Genomic DNA, 19,240 nt, shown 5'->3' on the forward strand with positions numbered 1-19,240 from the left:
GAGGTCGTATGAGGAGGTGGAATGGGAGAGAAGGAGGAATCGATGCGGTCATAGAGGTCGTATGAGGAGGTGGAATGGGTAAAAGGCGGTGAAGTGCTGTTTGTTAGCGAGCAGGAGGTTTTGAATATTCAATATGAAGTCATAAAAATCCATGAGGACATCAACATCAACTACCGGGGCACCTGAATATCAGTGGATATCATTTTAGATGGACACACCTCCCAAATAAAATTTTGAATTGAATAAATTTTACAAAAACATTACAATAATTACGAAAGGGAGGGTGGGTATGAAGAGTAAGTTATCTTTGTTAATCAAAATTCCATTCTATTATATTCTTGGGATCGTTGGGATTGTGTTTGTCAGTATAGCTCCCCAGGCTTTCAAGGAGAGAGGAATATATAACGGGATTGGCTACTTGGAGGAATTTCTCAAGTTTGCTGTTGCGCTGCCTAGAAAGGAAACGTGGTTTTATATGTATAAGGGGTATGAGGTCGATGTCATTGACATGCTGCTTGAACCCTATTACTATTCATTACAGATTTTGTTCGGTGCTTTGGGAGTGGGACTGGGACTGGCTTTGATTCTTACATATTTCACTGTGTTAATGCCCAAATGGCTGATGTCGCCTATCAAGAAGTCCTTGGGTTTCCTTGAAACCGTTCCCGACTTGATGGTGGCATTCCTATTGCAGCTTTTCATCGTGTTTTTCTACAAAACATTTGGTGTAGAGTTAATGTTGTTCAGTGCTTTGGGTGAAGAAAAAGTGTATCTTGCGCCGATCATTACACTCTCTATCATTCCAATGCTGTCATTCTACCGGATTCTTCTTCTGATGACAGAGGAAGAGTTGCTGAAGACCCACATCGAGTTCGCCCGCAGTAAAGGGATGGGGAAAACCAAAATCCTCCGGTCTTATGTTTTGAAGAACATCTCTCCAAGTGTTTTTTATCATGGAAAGATTATTTTATGGGGTATGTTATCAAGTTTGTTTATCATTGAGACCGTTTTTAACATGAGGGGGATCACCTATTATATTGCCGAGGATTTCAGGCCGATCACTGTTGCCGCTGCCCTCATCATGATCTACACACCATTTTTCTTTCTCTATCAACTTATCTACACGTGGCTGGGAACGGAAGAGATAGATGATCACTCGAAGTATAAAAAAGATCGTTCACCAGTGTCGGAGTGGAGAATTTGGGGACATCTTGGGACTCTTTGGAGATTATTCCGCCAGCATATGAAAAACCCTAAGTTTGCTCTCGGATTCCTCGTTCTGTTCGGAATGATTGCCGGCAGCATCCTTTATACAATTTTTGCAAAAGTGCCGGTTGAACAAATTCTTTGGCTCCGGGATGAAAAAGGAAAGCTGATCAGTGTTCCTCCACATAAACCGTCGGAATTTATGATTCTGGGGTCGGATTATTTTGGCTACAGTATCTTGGATCAATTGATCATCGGGGCAAAATATACATTGGTTTTTGCGCTGATTGTTGCGTTGCTCAGGGTCCTTCTTGGATTTTATCTTTCGGTCTATTATCATTTTTATCTTAATGAATACAGAAAGAACTGGATGACCAGGATTGTTGATTCCATTCATTTTCTGCCGCTAAGCATCATCGCGTACCTTTTATTGAGGCCGGTACTGTGGCAGGATCCTTTCTCGGATATTCAATATTCCATGATGGAGAAATTGTTGTTTGAAGCTTTTATATTGACGATTCTTGTCATTCCACTGACGACTGTGCTAATCGGCAATGAAATGAAGGAGCTGTCTAAGAATGAGTTTATCTTGAATGCCAAGCTTATGGGGGGCAGCAACAGGCATATCCTGTGGACACATCTTTTTCCGCACCTGGCACCGAGGCTGTTCATCTTATTTGGACAGCAATTCATCCAGGTATTGTTTATCCTTGTCCATCTGGGGCTTTTTCACTTATTCCTCGGAGGAACGATTGTCACGAGAGGAGATATGCCCGATCCCCCCAAAACGTCTACTTTTGAATGGTCCGGATTGATCAGTTCGACGAAGAATGCGTTGATGACGGGTCACTACTCGATTGTTTTGGCTCCTTTGGCGGCGTTCATGATCTCCATCATTGCGATGCAGCTGATCGTTCAAGGAGTTAAAGAGATCCAGCAGAAGAAAGTCGGCGTGAACGTAGTCAAGCGTAAACGGAAGAAAGGAGAATCCGAGAATCCGATTTCATTTCAACCAACACCGGCAGACTTTGTCATCACGCCTTCAAAGGTGGTTGACCACTAACGAAAACCCGCTGTTTCAGCGGGTTATCATTTCGTTAATTATTCCTCTGACGGCTCTTCATCAGGATCGGGCTCTTCCGGATCAGCATCTGAACCTTCATCATCATCAAAATTATCTTCTTCTGCTCCGGGTTCATCCTGCTTGGTTCCATCATTAGTATCAATCTCTTCCTCGACTTCATCTACTTCTGGAGGCTGCTCTTCAATCTCCCTGCAGCCTGATAGCAAGAAAGCGAAACATAGCGGAATGGCCATAAGCAGTGCACGCTTCTTCAAAATATAATCACTCCTCTTATCATAAAGTCTTTAGCAAGTTTTTACCCATGAAAAAAATGCTCAAACTAAAGAAACCACGCTGATTATCCATTTTCTTCGTTTCTTTTTGAATTAACAGGGGCTCGGGGATATATGGCTATGAGTCACGACAGGGTTGAGGGCAATAGCAGCGGGGTTTCTAGCTGGTTTGCCGAGACCTGACAGCGATGTACGTCATGGAGATTGTCTAAAATAGCTGAGAGATGCTTGACTGTCCCACCGCTAAGAAGAAATGAATCATACGTTCATTGGAAAGACGCTAGTGTATTCAAAGATGGGTATGACAAAGCAGACAAGTCCTCATTTTCAAATAAAATCTCTTCTAACAATCAGTCGAAAACAAGCTGTCTACCCACTATACAAGGCTCCTGAAAAATGTGATTCTTGATACCATATAAAACCCGATAATCTATACAAGAGGACATGACAGCGGAAGAGTGCAATGGTTTTCGCCACCCTTGCCATCGCTCTGTATAACCGCCTTTTGGGAAAAGAGTACGTTATCCTGCTGCAAAGCCTTGTTGAAGTGATTTCAGAGGCTGGTGCTTCCCGAGAAAATCGGAGGGGAAATTTTTGCGAAAGCAGGGTGAAATTTTATATACTCTTGAAAAAGGAGTGATTGTCATGGCTTATGCGATTATAACCGGTGCTTCCAGAGGGCTTGGCGCCGCGGCAGCAAAACAGCTGCTGGAGGAAGGCACCAATGTGATTTCTATTTCAAGATCCGAAAATGAGCAATTAAGGAAGTTGGCAGACAATAGCAGTGGAGAATACATACATTACAAATGCGATCTTGCTGACCATACTGAGGTAGAATCGGTTTTCGAGGGAATTGCCTCCACGGTCTTCGGGCAGGAGCAAAGAGAGATCTATCTCATCAATAATGCCGGAATGGTAGACCCTATTGAAACAGCAGGGAAGCTGGATATAGACAAAACAGCTTCCAGTTTGAATTTAAACCTGCTGGCACCGATGATCATCAGCAATACTTTTCTCCAAAAGGCGGAGGATTCAGATGCCAGGTTAGTCATTGCCAATGTATCCTCAGGAGCTGGAAGCAGACCGATACAGGGCTGGAGTGTGTATTGCAGTACGAAAGCGGGAGTGAACATGTTCACCCAGACAGTCGCTGCAGAATTGGAAAACCGCAGCAGCAGGCACAAGGTATTTGCGTTCAGTCCGGGGGTCATGGATACCGATATGCAGTCGACGATCCGTTCATCCTCCAAGTCGGCGTTCAAAGACATCGACACCTTCAGGAAGTATAAAGAAGAAGGAATGCTCCGGGATGCGGATACTGTCGCGGGAGCTCTAGTTAAAGTCTTAAAAAGCGAAACAATCGAGAACGGTAAAATCTATCAAATCAACGAACTTTTATAAGGGACAAAGCTGGCTATCGTGGCCGGCTTTTTTATTTTTTTGACATCAAACAAAGGAATTAAGCCGTCTCTCCGCTAATAATATAGTAACAATGAATGAAGAAAAGGTTTATGGGGGGAATAATATAAAAAGACAAACGGGAATCCTTTTACTGCTCATGGTGCTGCTATTGTCAGGGTGTACAGGTGGAAAAAGCGGCAGCGGACTTACCATAGCACCTTATTCGGTAAGCGAAGAAGAACAGGCCCTCATCAGTAAGACAGGGGTGGGGGCCATCGAGTACTTCAAACTTGATGGGAAACTGGCAGAAAACGAAGACCTCCAATTTTTTATGGAAACCTATAAGGATGGCAAATTAACGGATGATCAAGTTTATTCATATGGACAAGTGGAAAAGGAATTCAATCAGGTGCTAATCTCCTTTGGAGTAGATCAGCAGGAACACCAGATTACATTCCTGAATGGGTTTGAGGATGGATTGACAGAACGAGTGGAAGAAATAGAGGGAGTCAGCGCCTCCTCGTTCACCTCATTCATCGAGAAAAAAAAGAAACTAATCAAAAATGAGGATGTTTACCTGACCGCATGGATTGGTACAAAGGGAAGCACGCTTGAAGGTATTTCGCTTAATGAAGACGGAACGCTCCCAGATGATCTGGAAGGTGCTGATGCAGGTTATGTTTTCAAAATGAGATGGACAGATTACAAGGAAGAATAGAGGAGGACAATCTATGAAATTCTTATTACTTGGCGGAACATCTTTTTTAGGAAGGCATATTGCAGAGGCAGCACTGGCTAAAGGACATGATGTGACATTATTCAACCGGGGCAGAACCAATCCGCATTTGTTTGACGAAACTGAAAAATTAACAGGTGACCGCGATAAAGGTGAACTTGAAGCTCTGAGAAAAGGCGAATGGGATGCGGTCATTGATACATCCGGGTATACTCCGGGGAAAGTCGAGCAAAGTGCTTCATTGCTGAAAGGTCGGATTGATCGTTACATATTCATTTCATCCATTTCCGTGTATAAGGATTTCTTGTCAGGAGAAGCTCACGAAGGCAATGAGACAGGCACTCTTGATAACCCAAATACCGAAGAAGTGAATGGTGAGACATACGGCCCCTTAAAGGCTTTGTGTGAACAAAAACTGGAGGAAATACTCCCTGGAAAGGTCTTGAACATCAGGCCGGGACTGATTGTGGGACCGCACGATACGACGGACAGGTTTACGTACTGGGTCCAGCGGTTTTTAGAAGGCGGGCAAGTTCTGGTTCCTGGGAACAAGGAAAGGGTCATACAGTGGATTGATGTACGAGACCTTGCCCAGTGGATCATCCTGATGGCGGAAGAACGTCAAAAAGGAACTTATAATGTGACTGGACCTCAACAGGGATATACTATGAAAGAGTATGTGGAAGACCTGCTCTTTGTAGGACCGAATGATACAGAAGTTACCTGGGTGGAGGACGGCTTTTTAGTGGAGAGGGAAGTTGTTCCGTTTGTGCAGCTTCCCTTATGGATTCCGGTAAATGATCAGTACCCCGCCGGATATATATCAGCTGATTATTCCAAGGCTTTGCAGAAAGGGCTGGTTCTGCGGAATCCGCGGGAAACCATTCAGGATACACTGAACTGGATCGGAACAAGAGGCCAAGTTGATTTGAAAGCAGGCTTGACGCGTGAGGAGGAGGCTGGCCTTTTACAAAGCTGGTCTGTAGTTGGGCAGCGAAGGGCTAGTATATAAGAATAACAATTGCCGCAACTGGAAATAGTAAAGGTTGCGGTTTTCTTTTTGAGGATAGTAAGACCATAGCGTTTTAAATAGTATGTAGATATCAAGTAATAGGGTAGATTTACTTATTCCCCAATAGGGTAATAAAGAACCAGAGGCAGAATCTGAAAGGAGCATTTTATGATGGAGTATAAAAACATCACAGTAGCCGGAAGCGGCGTTTTGGGAAGCCAGATCGCTTTCCAAACGGCATTCAAGGGATTCAATGTTACTGTCTATGATATCAATGATGAAGCGATTGAAAAGGCAAAAGACCGAGTGGCGAACCTTAAGCCGCGTTATCAGGAAGACTTGGATGCTTCCCAGCAGGAAGTGGATGCTGCATCTGAACGGATGTCCTTCTATTCTGATTTAGGGAAGGCTGTGGAGGACGCCGATTTGGTGATTGAAGCCATTCCGGAAGTAGTGAAGATCAAGACGGATTTTTATGAAAAACTTGGACAAGCTGCGCCGGAAAAAACCGTGTTTGCGACAAATTCATCCACATTACTGCCAAGCCAATTCGCTGAGGCAACGGGACGTCCAGAAAAGTTCCTGGCCCTGCACTTTGCGAATGAAATCTGGAATAATAATACAGCAGAAGTCATGAAGCACCCAGGAACGAATGAAGCTGTCTTTAATGACGTAATGGAATTTGCCAAAGCTATTGGAATGGTAGCCTTGCCTTTACAAAAAGAGCAGCCGGGCTACATCTTGAATTCCTTATTGGTCCCATTGCTGGAGGCAGCCCAGATGCTGCTTGTGAAAGAGGTAGCGGATCCTCAAACCATCGATAAAACATGGATGATTGCCACAGGAGCACCAAAAGGGCCATTTGCCATCTTGGATATTGTCGGCATTACAACTGCCTATAACATTTCCAATGCCAAGGCTGAAGCAACTGGTTCTGAAGAGTTCGCCAAACTCGCTTCTGTCCTGAAAACAGAGTACATCGATAAGGGTAAACTCGGCAGGGAAACAGGGGAAGGGTTCTATACGTATCCAAACCCCGCTTATGAAGAGGACGATTTCCTGAAGGGATAATAAGCACAGTGAAAAACAATCTGGACGAAATCTTTAATGGTTTCGTCCTTTTGTTTGGGCTAGAGCAGAGAATGAATAGAAGCTATTTATGGTGGATTTCCAGTTCTTTCTCCAGGGTTTTAATGTTTCTGACATACATGAAATAAATGGGAGCGAGAAGGATGACAACCATCCAATTCAAACTGGAAATATAAACATTGAAGCTGGAAAGGTTTAAGTTAACCAGGGCTATGAGCAAATTAACGCCGGCCAGGATGCCGAATAAATTGGCAATTCTCCTGTAATGAATGATGCGGGAGGCGCTATCGGAGTAGATTTCAAATGCCCCATCTGCGGTTTTTTTACGGAAATAAACCCAGCGGAAATAGGTGTCAACGAGTTCTACCTTGTTTTCTTCCATGAATTCAATGTACTCTTTACTTTCCTCTTGGTCCGGTAATTGATCAAGCAGTTCAATACGATAGCAATACTCTCCTGGTGTCCCTTCCTCAAAGTGATATGTGCAGAATGTACACTTCTTGAGATGCAGCCCTTTTGCAGCCATCTTGTTAAGCCATTTCTCTTCTTTTTCATAATTAGTAAAGATTTTCCTTATTTTAATTGTCATGGTCCCCGCCCCTTGTCATTTTGTACCCATTCTCGAGTAGTTCCTCCAGTCTTTTCATCTCTGAATGAAGGACTTCCTTTCCCAGGTCCGTGATTTGGTATTCTTTCCTGCGACTGCTGGAATCTTCGCCCTGTAATTCGATCCACTCTTTTTCAACCAAAGACTTTAAAGCCCCATAAAGAGTGCCTGGTCCCAACTCAACTCTTGATCCGCTTATTTCTTTAATGAACTGCGTAATGGCATAGCCGTGCATCGGCTGCTGCAAAGCTAGAAGGATATAGTAAACACCTTCTGTCAGTGCAATGTGTTCTTGATTATTAGTCAAAATTAGAACCTCCTGAGGTATATATATCGTCAGACGATATATCGTATGTTGATTATATCGCCTGACGATGTAATAAGTCAATAGATGAATACATACTTTAGCACTTTAAAGCACCCGGGGACTGTCCCCGGGTGCTTTAAAGTGCTAAAGTATCAAAAGGCAGCCCCATGGCTGCCTTTTGATGGTTATAAGATTGGAGATAATAGCCTTGAAATCGACTCTTTAAAGCGGATCCACAACGGCCGTTTCAAATAGTCTTCCATGGTAAGTTCCCTGCATAAGTGTATATCTTTGAGGAAAATGGAGCCTAATTCCCGTGAAAGCTCAATATCATAAATAAAGGCATTGACCTCAAAATTCAGCCTGAAGCTGCGGACATCAATATTTGCCGTCCCGACAGATGAGGTTTTACTGTCAACAACAATGGTTTTTGCATGGATGAAGCCATTATCATAAATGAAGATCCTGGCACCTGCCTTCAACATTTCCCCTATGTAAGAAAAGGTTGCCCAATAGACAAACATATGGTCAGGCTTGTTTGGGATCATAATTCGCACATCGATCCCGGAAAGAGCGGCAATCCTTAAGGAATCCAGAAGACTGGCATCAGGAATGAAGTAGGGCGTCTGGATATAGATGGATTCCTTGGCGGAGGAAATCATTTTGATGTAACCATTCTTGATTTGCTCCCACTCTGAATCAGGTCCGCTGGTGACAATCTGGACGCCGGCATTGCCTGTGAACTTGGCCATCGGGAAGTACCTGTGCTCCAAGTGTATATCCCTTGAAGCGGATGCCTGGTTCCAATCAAGGATGAACCTTGTCTGCATGGCAAGTACGGCGCTGCCTTCCAGCCTTAAATGAGTATCACGCCAATATCCGAATCGCGGGTTCAGCCCCAAATATTCATCTCCGACATTAAATCCCCCGACATACCCGATTACCCCATCGATAATGACAAGCTTCCGGTGGTTCCGGTAATTCAAACGCGGATTGATATAAGGGATCCTTGAAGGGAAGAAGACTTCCACTTCTCCGCCAGCTTTGATCAATTCACGAAAAAACCGCTTATTCAATGTCCTCGAGCCCATTTCATCATACAACACCCGGACCTTCAGCCCCTGCTTTGCTTTTTCCGTAAGGGCACTCAGGATCCGTTTTCCGAGAGCATCCTTCCTCAGGATATAATATTGAAAATGAATGTGATTTTCAGCTTCATTGATATCCTTTAAAAGAGCATCAAATTTATCTTCTCCATGTGTGTAGACGGTAATGTCGTTATCCTGTGTCAGGACTGCTTCATTATTCATCAAATGCATGTAGATCAGTTCTTTATTTGTACTGATAGTGCTGTCCCTGAAGGAAAATGACTCGCCCTTGATTTCTTTTACCTGCCTTGCAATCAGCTCTTCAATGCCGATTTTTTTCATATCGTCCCATTGAAATAACCGTTTTCTCGTAAGGTTCTGTCCGAACACTAAATACATGATGAAGCCCAGCACCGGGATGAAAACAAGTACCATCAGCCAGGCCCAGGTAGCGCCAGCATCTCGTCTTTCCAAGAAAACGACGACACAGGCAAAGGCAATATTCAAAACTAAAAAGATCCCAAGTAGAATAGACAGGATATTCATATAATTCCCCTCTGAACGTTAAAATAAGAAGTTTGTTTATACTTAGTCATTCTATCATAACGGAAGGTGTTATTCCGTTTCCTTCCAGATAAAGTTTTTCCTTTGTAAGGTTATAACGTTTAAGACTCTTAGTATATTCCCTTCCCGTTGTTCTGATAACATACAATAATTAATTCCTTCATATGATGTAACAGCAGCGAACATTTGCTGCGGCCTGTAAAACCATCATTAATTAAGGGAGGGAAGGGAATGACCAGTTTGGCTTTGCTTGCCAACATTGCTGCTTTTATCATCATTGCAGGGATCCTCTTTTACATGCAGAAGAAACATCTGTCTTTTTCCAAAAGAGTCTTTGCTGCATTAGGCCTGGGAATTGTCTTCGGGTTTGTTCTTCAATGGCTGTACGGACCAGGCGATGAAACTCTGGCACAGTCAATCGATTGGTATAACATTGTCGGTGTCGGTTATATCAAGCTTTTGCAAATGGTTGTCATGCCTCTTGTCTTTGTATCTATTCTTTCTGCTTTTACCAAGCTTAAGCTCGGAAATAACCTCGGGAAAATTGCAATTCTGATTATTGGGCTTCTGGTCGGGACAACGGCCATTGCAGCTGTTATCGGTATCGCGGCTGCACAGGGGTTCGGTCTTGAGGCGATTCAAATCGAACAGGGAGATGCGGAGGCTGCGAGGGGTCTTCAGCTTGAAGAGCGTTCTGCTGCCATGGAGGGTCAAAGTTATCCGCAGCGGATCCTTGAGCTGCTGCCGGCCAATCCGTTTCTTGACTTTACAGGAGAACGTGCCACTTCAACGATTGCAGTGGTGATCTTTGCCGCATTCTTAGGTGTAGCCTATCTGGGAGTCTACCGCAAAGAACAGGAAACGGCAGAGTTCTTCAAAAAAATAGTGGATGCTGTGTATGGGATTGTCATGCGGGTCGTGACGCTTGTACTCCGGCTTACGCCATATGGTGTGTTTGCGATCATGGCCAAAACGGTTGCAACCAGTGATTTTGATGCGATATTGAAACTCGGGAAATTTGTTGCCGCCTCCTATGCTGCCTTGATTGTAATGCTGGCGATCCACTTGATCCTGCTGACACTTGCTGGATTGAATCCGATCACTTACTTGAAAAAAGCATTTCCGGTTCTCACCTTTGCCTTCACTTCCCGTTCAAGTGCAGGAACCCTGCCGTTGACAATTAATGCCCAAACAAAACATATGGGCGTGTCAGAAGGAATCGCCAATTTCTCTGGTTCGTTTGGCTTATCCATTGGGCAAAATGGCTGTGCCGGTGTCTATCCGGCAATGCTGGCCGTCATGATTGCACCGACAGTTGGCATTAACCCAATGACGCCATCCTTTATTTTCACGCTCATTGTCATCGTTGCCATCAGTTCGTTTGGAGTGGCCGGTGTCGGAGGCGGGGCAACCTTTGCGGCCATCCTCGTGCTCTCCGCAATGGATTTGCCCATTGCTCTGGCTGGTTTGTTAATATCGATTGAACCGCTGATCGATATGGGCCGGACTGCTGTCAATGTCAGCGGAGCCATGACCTCAGGATTGATTACAAGTAAAGTGACGAAAGAGATAGATACATCTGTATATGATGACCCGGATGCAGTAGAGGGATAAAATAATGGGGAAGACCTGCCCGCGAGGTATCGGGTGGGTCTTTTTTGCATTGGCGGGGCTTGGCGCCTGTTCATATGACTGTAATTGAGCCGGGGGCGACCGATGAAAATCTTATGAAGTCTTTATAAGCCCAAACCCAGATGTAAAAAGGAATCAGAGTGTCTCATGAAGGGTTCATAAGACCAAAATCAGATGAAAAAAAGAATCAGGGTGTCTCATAAAGCATTCATAAGCCCAAACCCAGAGAAATACTCCAAACAGGGTGTCCCCTAAGACAGTTATACGACCAATACAACAATGAAAATTAACCCTGGATGCTTCATAATGGCATTAAGACAAACCTACCTTTCAAAGACCCATAATGCTGAACTGAAACCGCAAAAAAAAAAACGAAACCCCTAAAGGAGTTTCGCCTTTTCAAAACCATCAACCTAAAAGTAAAATCCGCTTACCCACTCAGCGAGCATCGCGCAGGCGACGGCAGCATACGTTCCGACGACATTTCCCATAATTCCCATCAACAAACCTACAGGTGCAAGGGAAGGCTGGAACACAGAGGCAACAACCGGTGCGGAGCTTGTCCCCCCGATGTTACCTTGGGAACCTACTGCAACAAAGAACAATGGAGCACGAAGCAGTCTGGCAGCCAGGAAAATAACAAAAACGTGAATGGCAAGCCATACGATCCCCATCAATACATATTGTGGTGCTTCCACAACATAAGCCAGGTCTGCTTTAGCCCCGATGGTTGCAAGAAGGATATAAATGCCCGCATATCCGACTTTACTGGCTCCGTAGTTCTCCAGTTTGCTTACCTTTGTAAAAGATAGCAGAATCCCGACAGCCGAAATAATCATGATTGTCCAAGTTCCCGCAGAAAGTACTGAAGTTTCGGGCAGCGTTTCAGCGAAAATACGGACCACATAGGCTACCCCGAAACCAAGACCGAGAATGGCTGCCAGCTGAGGCACATCAATCGGACGGGAGTTCTTCCGCTGAAGTTCGCCCATATCTTCGTTTACTTTTTGTATGATGGAATTGTCCGCTTTATTCCACTTGTTAAACTTGTGCTGGAAGCTGGCAAGGAAAATCATGATTCCCATCCAGCCGTAACCGACAACTGTATCGACGACAATGATTGGTGACAGAATATAGTCCGGTGTGCCTGTAGCTTCGATAAGAGCCGCCATATTGGCGCTTCCGCCAATCCAGCTTCCGGAAAGGGCAGCAACTCCTGTCCATGCTTCTTCAGGAAGGAAAGGCTGGAAGATGGCAAGAGCAATCGGCCCTCCGATAATGACACCGACTGTCCCGGCAAGGAACATCATGATGGCTTTCGGTCCCAGCTTGAGCGTTGCCGGTACATTGGCGGATAGCAGCAGCAAAAGCAGTCCTACTGGTAATATGTATGTGGACACAAAGCTGTATAAATCAGAGCTGTCCGGGATAATACCGACCGTAGTCGAAAGCATTGGAATGAAATACGTCCAAATCAAAGGAGGAGCATAATGAAAAAACTTTTGCAGTAAAGGATTTTTCGACTCTCCCAAGACGAAAATCAGGCCGACTATCGCTGCCAGGTAAGCAAATATGGCCATCGGATCCTGAATTAATGGTGTAGAGAAAAATACCATTCTTTTTACCCCCTATTTTTATAGTACGTTGCCATCATAACATGGAAGCGCTTAAGCCAAGCGAATTTTAAAAAGGAACAATAATCGGAAGATTGGTACATCTAGAAAGTAATGTTTTGGCAGTTCACTGACATGAATTTGTCTTGAAAAAGGGGCAGGATTCTCTTTGATCATGACGAATGTTAAGTGTTAAAGGATAGGTGATTGGAAATGACAGTTATTTATATGGTCAGGCATGCGCATTCGGTATTTAACCTGGAAGAGGAAGAGATAAGGAGCCTATCCGTTCGGGGGATGGCCGATGCGGAACGGGTGAGAGAGATTATGCTGAATGAGAAAATTGATGCGATTTATTCCAGTTCATATACAAGGGCAATCCAGACCGTACAGCCACTGGCAGATGCACTTCATCTTGACATTCAAGCCGATGAGCGATTTCGGGAAAGAGACCTGGCGGCAAAGGATCATGTCCTGGATCATCCTGAGGACGCCATGAAAATGGTGTTTGCTGATGCAGATTACGCATTCCCGGGGGGAGAGAGCAATAATGAGGTAAAGGCGCGAGGGACAGCGGCATTGAAAGAAATTCTCCATAAGCATAGGGGAGAGAAAGTTGCAGTCGGTATACATGGACATGTGATGACGATTATTTTGGGTGCTTTCGATTCGGCTTATGGGACGCTCGACTTTTGGCGCGGGACGACAAAGCCGGACATCTATAAACTCCGTTTTGAAGGGGAAAAGCTGGAAGGGGTCAGCCGGTTGTGGGAAGCCCCTGTAGTGGAAAAAAGCGTATGAATCATACAGTAGAGGTACAGTGGGGTAGCGGGATTGTCGAATTGACTTGGATCGGGTCCGTCCATCTGCCAAAGCTTGAGATGGTAACCAGTGTTCATGGCTGCTGTTTTGTCCAAGGGAAAGTCCTGCTTGTTAATAGTAGGAGCAGAGGATTTACCTTTCCTGGAGGGCATATAGAAGCGGGGGAGACGCCAGAGGAAGCGTTTCACAGAGAAGTGCTTGAAGAGGGATATGTAAAAGGGAGAGCCAGGCAGGTTGGCATGATCGAGGTCAGCCACAGGAATAACCCTCAATTTGACCCAAAAGGAAAGTACCCATTGGTTGGGTACCAGGTTTTTTACCGGATGGATATCGAAGAGGTGCTGCCATTCATACGGAATGAGGAATCTTCTTGCCTGGTCTGGGCGGAGCCTTCAGAAGTCCCGTTTGTAATCGATGACCATGAATTAGCGTTGGAAGCCTTGAAAGAAGCGTTAAAAATGAGTTAAATTCCATAATTTAATACAAGCAGCAAGACACAGGTGATCATCGTGATTCCGATCATCATATACAGGAAGTCGACCAGGTTATCAAGCATGGCTGTCTTTTGTTTTTCGCGCCGGTAGCTTCTTGGTGCACGGCGGGAAGTTTCTGCAGAGCGCATTGGTATTCCCCCTTAATGCCTTATTCATTTTATTTAACAAGGTTCGACAAAAAGGGTTGAATTCCTTCCTGATAATGAAAAAATAACCAGGCGAATATAGAAAGAACGCCCGTATAAACGGACGTTCTTCTGATTAATGAAGTTGATCTTTCTCGGAAATCTGTGTAAGGGCAGCCCCCGCTTTTTGATCGGACTGCTGCTGTACTGCCAAATCACCAAGCGCGAGCATACCGACAAGATTCCCGTTTTCAACAACAGGAAGGCGGCGTACTTGGTGCTGGGACATCAAAGCTGCTGCTTCTTCTACCGACGCTTGGGGAGAAATGGTGACAACGTGAGCCGACATAACCCCTTGAATGGTACCACCTGTTTCGTTATGGGATAAGCCTCTGACAACAAGGTCTCGGTCCGTTACCATACCAACCACTTGACCATTCTGCATTACCGGTAAAGCGCCAACACCTAAAGAGCTCATCTTGCCGGCTGCCGATTGGAAAGTATCCTGTGCTGAACATGCCTCAACATTGGCTGTCATTACATCACGTACTCTCATTCTGATTCCCCCTTGAACGTTTTGGTCAGTACATAGTTAGTATGGGAAATCGATGGTGATTTATTCTGATACAACGCCTTCTAAATCCAACCAGCCGGTTATAACTGATAAGGATAGGCTTCATCAGAGGGAGCATTTTTCTGAAGGATAAGTACGACCAATGGGAACACGAGAACGGCTGAAAAGATGAAGAGAAGGATCAAAGCTAAAGACAAAGGGCTGATTTGCTTCCGATAATCATCCTGATGGTTGGCGATAAAGGCCCTGGATTTTTCATTTCCAATAACAGCAGTGTTTTCAAGCAGGCTATTCGTGTCGAGGCTGTAATAGAAGATTTCCTGCTTATTGAAATGGAAGATTGTGTCGCGGTCAATTTGATATTTCAAAAAGACCATCTTCACTTTCTGTTCTTCCGTTTCTCCATCGTTAATGGCAATATCCAGTGTGAGGTCCACAAAGTCTTTTACATGGACTGATCCGTTCTGGTAGTAAGGGTCGGTGGCTTCAAGTTTTTCATTGATGCTTTCGATGATCGGATCCTCTGCTAAAGCCTTGGTGAAAGGCAGAGAAAAAGTGAGAAAAGGGATGGATAAACACAGGAAAATCATGATTTTTTTCAATTGATTGCCTCCCTAAGCGTTTGTATATATATATGCTTGGGAGAATTATGTTAGGACAAAAACAGCAGAGCCGTCGTATGGACAACTCTGCTACAGAATTCAGTTCCTTATTTTTGAATAAACATCTGTGTCCAGTAGGACCCGTAGGAACCGCCTTTAACGTACCCGACTCCGATATGAGTGTAATTCGGGGTCAGGATGTTCTTTCTGTGGCCGGGACTTTCCATCCAAGCCTGTACAACCGCCTGCGCACTAGGCTGTCCTGCTGCAATGTTTTCTGCAGCGGAACGGTAGTTGATGTTGAAGTTTTTCATCATCGTAAATGGAGATCCATACGTTGGGCTCGTATGTGAAAAATATCCTTTATCTCTCATGTCTGTGGACTTGTAACGGGCTACTCTTGAGAGCTGCCAATCAGCACGCAGAGGCGACAGGCCGTTTTTGGCACGTTCCTGATTCGTCAGTCTGATGACTTCCCCTTCAATGCCTTTTACAACGTCTTTATTAGGGATGGTGATTTTCTGTCCTGGATAAATCAGGTCAGGGTTTGGAATCTGAGTATTGGCATTGATGATTTCAGAAAGCCCGATTTGGTACCTTTGGGAAATTTTCCAAAGTGTATCCCCTTTTTTGACATAGTAAGCATCAGCCGCATGAGAAATGGTTGGAGCAAATAACCCAAAAGCTAAGGACAACGTGACAACAATGGAAATAATTTTAGTTTTCATGGTACATAGGATGTCTTATACATGAATAATTATGTGAGTTTTTTAAAAAAATGATTTTAAAAAGGACATAAAAAAGTGAAGAGGCCAAGGGAAGTGTCTATAGAAGAGTTCTATAGGCATGAAAAGACTATGGAAAGTCTCTTGAGGGCAAGAAAATGTACCCACTGAAACTCCCCCTGGCATGCCGGGCGCCCGCCCCGTGGAGCTGTACATCTGGAGTGAAAGATCAACTTGATCCAAATAGTTAAAAAATTTTCAAAATAAGGTTAAAAGGAATATTAAGTGGTAATATAAAATGGACTTAGGAATTTCGGAAAAAGTGAAACTAAATGTAAATTCGTTCGTAATACGGTAAGAGACAATTTTATGAGAGGGTGTACACAGTGACAAATGAAAATGAACGGTTGAAGAAAGTCGTTTCCAAGCTCTCGAAAGTCGGTGTCAATATTACAAAGACCAAATCCAGAATGGAAGTTTTTCAAGCGCTTAAAACCCTGCAGCCTTTACCAAAACCATTGTCACATGATTCATAAAAATGAAATATGGGACAGACATAAACATCCTTTCCTTTTGATATAATCTAACAAGAAGGGGAGGGGATAGTATGCCTGAATCCATGTTCGATGTAGAAACGTTAAAAGGGATTAGACGCAAGGCTGATGAACTTTCGTATCAGTGTATGAACAGGAAGCTGGCCAATGATCCGCAAGCGCTGAAAATGGCACTGGATAATATTTGCCGGGCACTTGGAACCTTTGCAGAAGTTGAAATCCACAGGATTAAAAATGAAAACATCGCTTATGATCCGCAATCCTATATCAGAGGAAGGCTGGCTTTCGCTTCCAAGGCGATGAAAACGGTTCCTCAAGAGGATTCGAATACAGCCTGACCTGCATCTAACTTTATGTTAGGTGTTTTTTTCTTGCTTGGAAGTGGTATGAATAAAGAGTAATAATAGTGAAAAGAGTTTGGGGGCTGGAGGATAATGAACCGGTATAGAAACGCTTTACTGATCTACAATGGAAAAGCAGGCCAAGAGGACATGGATTCGACCTTGGGAGACTGCATAGGTGAACTGACATCATGTTGTGATGAATTGACTCTATATGGTACCAAAAGCAAATCTGATGCAGAGCGGATATGCAGGGACAAAGGCGGAAACTATGAGCTCATTATCATTCTTGGCGGTGATGGTACCGTTCATGAGTGTGTAAATGGTTTGGCTCAACTCCCGGACAGGCCCAAAACAGCGATTCTTCCAGCTGGAACCTGTAATGACTTCAGCCGCTCTCTAATGATTCCACAGAACATCAAGCAGGCAGCCATGCTGATTAAATATGGCAGGATTGAAGAGATTGATATTGTAAAGGCGAATGACCGTTATTTTTCGAACTTCTGGGGAGTCGGCATTATTGCTGATGCCTCTCAAAATGTAAATGAGGCGGTTAAAGGGATATTCGGCAAGATAAGCTATTACCTCAGTGCCTTCCAAACCTTACAGCAGGCAGAAAGTTTTACCTTTAAAGCTGAGATTGATGGGAAGGCTGTAGAGGAAAAGGCTGTCATGGTGTTTGTCGCCAATGGAAGGTTCATTGGCACAAGTGAACTGCCCCTTTCTCCACAGAAGTATAATGATGGAGTGGTGGATATCTTCATTATAAAAGAAGCAGGATTCACGCTCTTAAAAGAGGTGCTTGCCGCCAAAGGAACGGGCAAGCTGAATGAAAATAGCGGAGAAATCCTTCACTTCCAGGCAAAGAATGCCTCAATAGAGACGAATCCCAGCCAGAGTATTGATATGGATGGCGAGGTATATACTGACACCCCCATGCAAATGGAAGTGTTAAACAAACATATCCCGTTTATAGTCGGGGAGGAAGAGAGAAGAGAAGCAGCAGAGTAACGAAACAAAAATCAGTTGAATCCAGTGGCGGGCAAACTTGATTTGAGCCCTGGATCAAACTGTTTTTTTTTTGACCAGCAGGACAGAAACAGACACATGGACGGGCATTATGATAATCTATAGCAAATAATGTCTGATGATGGTAAACTGATGTAGCGGTTATTTCAGTATATTTAATAGCTACTAGAAAATAAAGTCATCTAAAATTCGGGACGTATTGTGGTTAGCGGTGGTTGATTGGAGTGGAAGGATCGTGACCTCCTCCGGGATTAGCGGGATGCCTTCAGCTCCAGTGTTCAGCGACTAGCTGATGTCGGTCTCTTTCCTTGCGATAAGTCAACATCGACTCATTCTGTTCGTCGTGTTTCCTTTATCTCATGCAAGCGCCGTCCAATCCGTACGGCGCTTAACGGCCGCTTCCGCTTTTTATCAGCTGAGAAGGCTCACCGCCCGCTCAGCGGAGTCACCCATTCTGCCGGAAATGAACCGGCTGATCCAATACTACTAATTAAGCATAGAAAAAGGTAAAGGAGATCATCAAATGTGGGAATGGAAAAATATATATAGAGGTATGATAATGGGCGCGAGTGATGTAATTCCCGGGGTGAGCGGGGGGACGATTGCCGTCATGCTCGGTATTTACGATCGTTTGATTGCAGCTATCAACGGAATTTTCAGTAAAGATTGGAAAGAGCACCTGCGGTTCTTAATACCGCTTGGCATTGGAGTGGTCACATCCATTCTGATACTGGCGAGGCTGATCGAGTGGCTTTTTGAACACTATCCCGAGCCTACTCAATTTCTATTCATGGGCTTGATCATCGGAATCATCCCGTATTTAGCAAAGAAGTCAGAAATGAAATCAAAGTTTAAGTCCAATCATTATATATTGCTCCTGATAGGCGCTGTCATCGTCGCTTCCATGATCTTCTTCAAATCGGAAGAGTCTGCTGTGATAGAGAACATTACAGCAGGAACCTATGTATTGCTGTTTTTCTCAGGCTTTATCGCGAGTGCAGCAATGATTCTCCCGGGCATCAGCGGCTCATTCATCCTGTTGATCATCGGTATCTATTCAACAGTCATCAGCAGTATTTCCAATTTGCAGCTGGATGTCATCTTGGTTGTTGGAATGGGGATCCTGATGGGGATTGTCGTGATGAGTAAGCTTATCAAATTCTTTCTGGAACACTATTCCTCTGGGACGTATGGCCTGATCATCGGCCTTGTCATTGGATCGATCGTGGTCATTTATCCGGGTATTCCTGATAGTGCCGCGCTTATCATTGTGAGTATTATAACATTTCTTGCAGGTCTCTTTTTTGCAAGGGTGCTGGGAAGAATCGAATATTCATAGAAAACAACAGTCCAATTTACAGGT

The 19,240-nt window shown here is 44.3% G+C and carries 21 protein-coding genes; 12 read left to right on the top strand and 9 right to left on the bottom strand.

What is annotated here, in order from left to right:
* Window positions 1-289: 289 nt before the first annotated feature.
* The gene (locus AC4E8A_RS01175; protein ID WP_490196353.1) at window positions 290-2,269 is read left to right on the top strand and encodes an ABC transporter permease subunit; all 1,980 of its coding nucleotides are present in this window, start codon (window positions 290-292) and stop codon (window positions 2,267-2,269) included.
* A gap of 38 nt (window positions 2,270-2,307) precedes the next feature.
* On the opposite strand, the gene AC4E8A_RS01180 is transcribed toward AC4E8A_RS01175, so the two are convergent.
* Window positions 2,308-2,544 (bottom strand): hypothetical protein, encoded by a 237-nt coding sequence (locus AC4E8A_RS01180; RefSeq protein WP_490196354.1) that lies wholly within the window; start codon window positions 2,542-2,544, stop codon window positions 2,308-2,310.
* Between the two features lie 663 nt (window positions 2,545-3,207).
* Between AC4E8A_RS01180 and AC4E8A_RS01185 the strand changes: the two genes are divergently transcribed.
* From AC4E8A_RS01185 to AC4E8A_RS01200, 4 genes are all read left to right on the top strand, one after another.
* On the top strand, window positions 3,208-3,963 hold the full coding sequence (locus AC4E8A_RS01185; protein ID WP_490196355.1) for a (S)-benzoin forming benzil reductase: 756 nt from the start codon (window positions 3,208-3,210) through the stop codon (window positions 3,961-3,963).
* A 91-nt stretch (window positions 3,964-4,054) separates the two neighbouring features.
* Window positions 4,055-4,681, top strand: a complete 627-nt coding sequence (locus AC4E8A_RS01190) for a hypothetical protein (protein WP_490196356.1) — start codon at window positions 4,055-4,057, stop codon at window positions 4,679-4,681.
* 13 nt (window positions 4,682-4,694) lie between these two features.
* On the top strand, window positions 4,695-5,711 hold the full coding sequence (locus AC4E8A_RS01195) for an NAD-dependent epimerase/dehydratase family protein (protein WP_490196357.1): 1,017 nt from the start codon (window positions 4,695-4,697) through the stop codon (window positions 5,709-5,711).
* Window positions 5,712-5,882: 171 nt separating this feature from the next.
* A complete protein-coding gene (locus AC4E8A_RS01200; protein WP_490198744.1) occupies window positions 5,883-6,782 on the top strand; it encodes a 3-hydroxyacyl-CoA dehydrogenase in 900 nt (299 codons plus the stop codon).
* Window positions 6,783-6,864: 82 nt separating this feature from the next.
* Here AC4E8A_RS01200 and AC4E8A_RS01205 read toward each other — a convergent pair whose 3' ends face one another.
* The 3 genes from AC4E8A_RS01205 to cls all read right to left on the bottom strand — a co-directional run bounded on the left by AC4E8A_RS01205 (window position 6,865) and on the right by cls (window position 9,348).
* Window positions 6,865-7,389, bottom strand: a complete 525-nt coding sequence (locus AC4E8A_RS01205; protein ID WP_490196358.1) for a DUF2812 domain-containing protein — start codon at window positions 7,387-7,389, stop codon at window positions 6,865-6,867.
* The gene (locus AC4E8A_RS01210) at window positions 7,379-7,714 is read right to left on the bottom strand and encodes a PadR family transcriptional regulator (protein ID WP_490196360.1); all 336 of its coding nucleotides are present in this window, start codon (window positions 7,712-7,714) and stop codon (window positions 7,379-7,381) included. The genes AC4E8A_RS01205 and AC4E8A_RS01210 overlap by 11 nt, the downstream gene beginning before the upstream one ends.
* A 185-nt stretch (window positions 7,715-7,899) precedes the next feature.
* Window positions 7,900-9,348 carry a cardiolipin synthase gene (gene cls, locus AC4E8A_RS01215; RefSeq protein WP_490196361.1) on the bottom strand — a complete coding sequence of 483 codons (1,449 nt, stop codon included), beginning with the start codon at window positions 9,346-9,348 and terminating at the stop codon, window positions 7,900-7,902.
* Between the two features lie 249 nt (window positions 9,349-9,597).
* On the opposite strand from cls, the gene AC4E8A_RS01220 reads away from it, so the two are divergent.
* Window positions 9,598-10,980, top strand: coding sequence for an L-cystine transporter (locus tag AC4E8A_RS01220; protein WP_490196362.1), 1,383 nt, complete (start codon window positions 9,598-9,600; stop codon window positions 10,978-10,980).
* Window positions 10,981-11,411: 431 nt separating this feature from the next.
* On the opposite strand, the gene AC4E8A_RS01225 is transcribed toward AC4E8A_RS01220, so the two are convergent.
* Window positions 11,412-12,614 carry a DUF819 family protein gene (locus AC4E8A_RS01225; RefSeq protein WP_490196363.1) on the bottom strand — a complete coding sequence of 401 codons (1,203 nt, stop codon included), beginning with the start codon at window positions 12,612-12,614 and terminating at the stop codon, window positions 11,412-11,414.
* A 210-nt stretch (window positions 12,615-12,824) separates the two neighbouring features.
* On the opposite strand from AC4E8A_RS01225, the gene AC4E8A_RS01230 reads away from it, so the two are divergent.
* The gene (locus AC4E8A_RS01230; protein WP_490196364.1) at window positions 12,825-13,412 is read left to right on the top strand and encodes a histidine phosphatase family protein; all 588 of its coding nucleotides are present in this window, start codon (window positions 12,825-12,827) and stop codon (window positions 13,410-13,412) included.
* Window positions 13,409-13,900, top strand: a complete 492-nt coding sequence (locus tag AC4E8A_RS01235) for an NUDIX hydrolase (protein WP_490196365.1) — start codon at window positions 13,409-13,411, stop codon at window positions 13,898-13,900. Before AC4E8A_RS01230 ends, AC4E8A_RS01235 begins: the two co-directional genes overlap by 4 nt.
* On the opposite strand, the gene AC4E8A_RS01240 is transcribed toward AC4E8A_RS01235, so the two are convergent.
* The 4 genes from AC4E8A_RS01240 to safA form a co-directional block, all read right to left on the bottom strand.
* Window positions 13,897-14,055 (bottom strand): hypothetical protein, encoded by a 159-nt coding sequence (locus tag AC4E8A_RS01240; RefSeq protein ID WP_490196366.1) that lies wholly within the window; start codon window positions 14,053-14,055, stop codon window positions 13,897-13,899. The genes AC4E8A_RS01235 and AC4E8A_RS01240 overlap by 4 nt on opposite strands.
* 133 nt (window positions 14,056-14,188) lie before the next feature.
* Window positions 14,189-14,608 carry a CBS domain-containing protein gene (locus tag AC4E8A_RS01245; RefSeq protein ID WP_490196367.1) on the bottom strand — a complete coding sequence of 140 codons (420 nt, stop codon included), beginning with the start codon at window positions 14,606-14,608 and terminating at the stop codon, window positions 14,189-14,191.
* Between the two features lie 98 nt (window positions 14,609-14,706).
* Window positions 14,707-15,228 (bottom strand): hypothetical protein, encoded by a 522-nt coding sequence (locus AC4E8A_RS01250; protein ID WP_490196368.1) that lies wholly within the window; start codon window positions 15,226-15,228, stop codon window positions 14,707-14,709.
* A 107-nt stretch (window positions 15,229-15,335) separates the two neighbouring features.
* On the bottom strand, window positions 15,336-15,956 hold the full coding sequence (gene safA, locus AC4E8A_RS01255) for a SafA/ExsA family spore coat assembly protein (protein ID WP_490196369.1): 621 nt from the start codon (window positions 15,954-15,956) through the stop codon (window positions 15,336-15,338).
* Between the two features lie 383 nt (window positions 15,957-16,339).
* Between safA and AC4E8A_RS01260 the strand changes: the two genes are divergently transcribed.
* The 4 genes from AC4E8A_RS01260 (at window position 16,340) to AC4E8A_RS01275 (ending at window position 19,216) form a co-directional block, all read left to right on the top strand.
* A complete protein-coding gene (locus AC4E8A_RS01260; protein WP_490196370.1) occupies window positions 16,340-16,489 on the top strand; it encodes an Lmo0850 family protein in 150 nt (49 codons plus the stop codon).
* 71 nt (window positions 16,490-16,560) lie between these two features.
* A complete protein-coding gene (locus tag AC4E8A_RS01265; protein ID WP_490196371.1) occupies window positions 16,561-16,845 on the top strand; it encodes a hypothetical protein in 285 nt (94 codons plus the stop codon).
* Window positions 16,846-16,941: 96 nt separating this feature from the next.
* Window positions 16,942-17,859: a diacylglycerol/lipid kinase family protein gene (locus tag AC4E8A_RS01270; RefSeq protein WP_490196372.1), complete on the top strand. Its 918-nt coding sequence runs from the start codon at window positions 16,942-16,944 to the stop codon at window positions 17,857-17,859.
* Between the two features lie 541 nt (window positions 17,860-18,400).
* Window positions 18,401-19,216, top strand: a complete 816-nt coding sequence (locus AC4E8A_RS01275; RefSeq protein ID WP_490196374.1) for a DUF368 domain-containing protein — start codon at window positions 18,401-18,403, stop codon at window positions 19,214-19,216.
* Window positions 19,217-19,240: the final 24 nt, after the last annotated feature.

The organism is Bacillus sp. SRL337 (assembly GCF_984799155.1).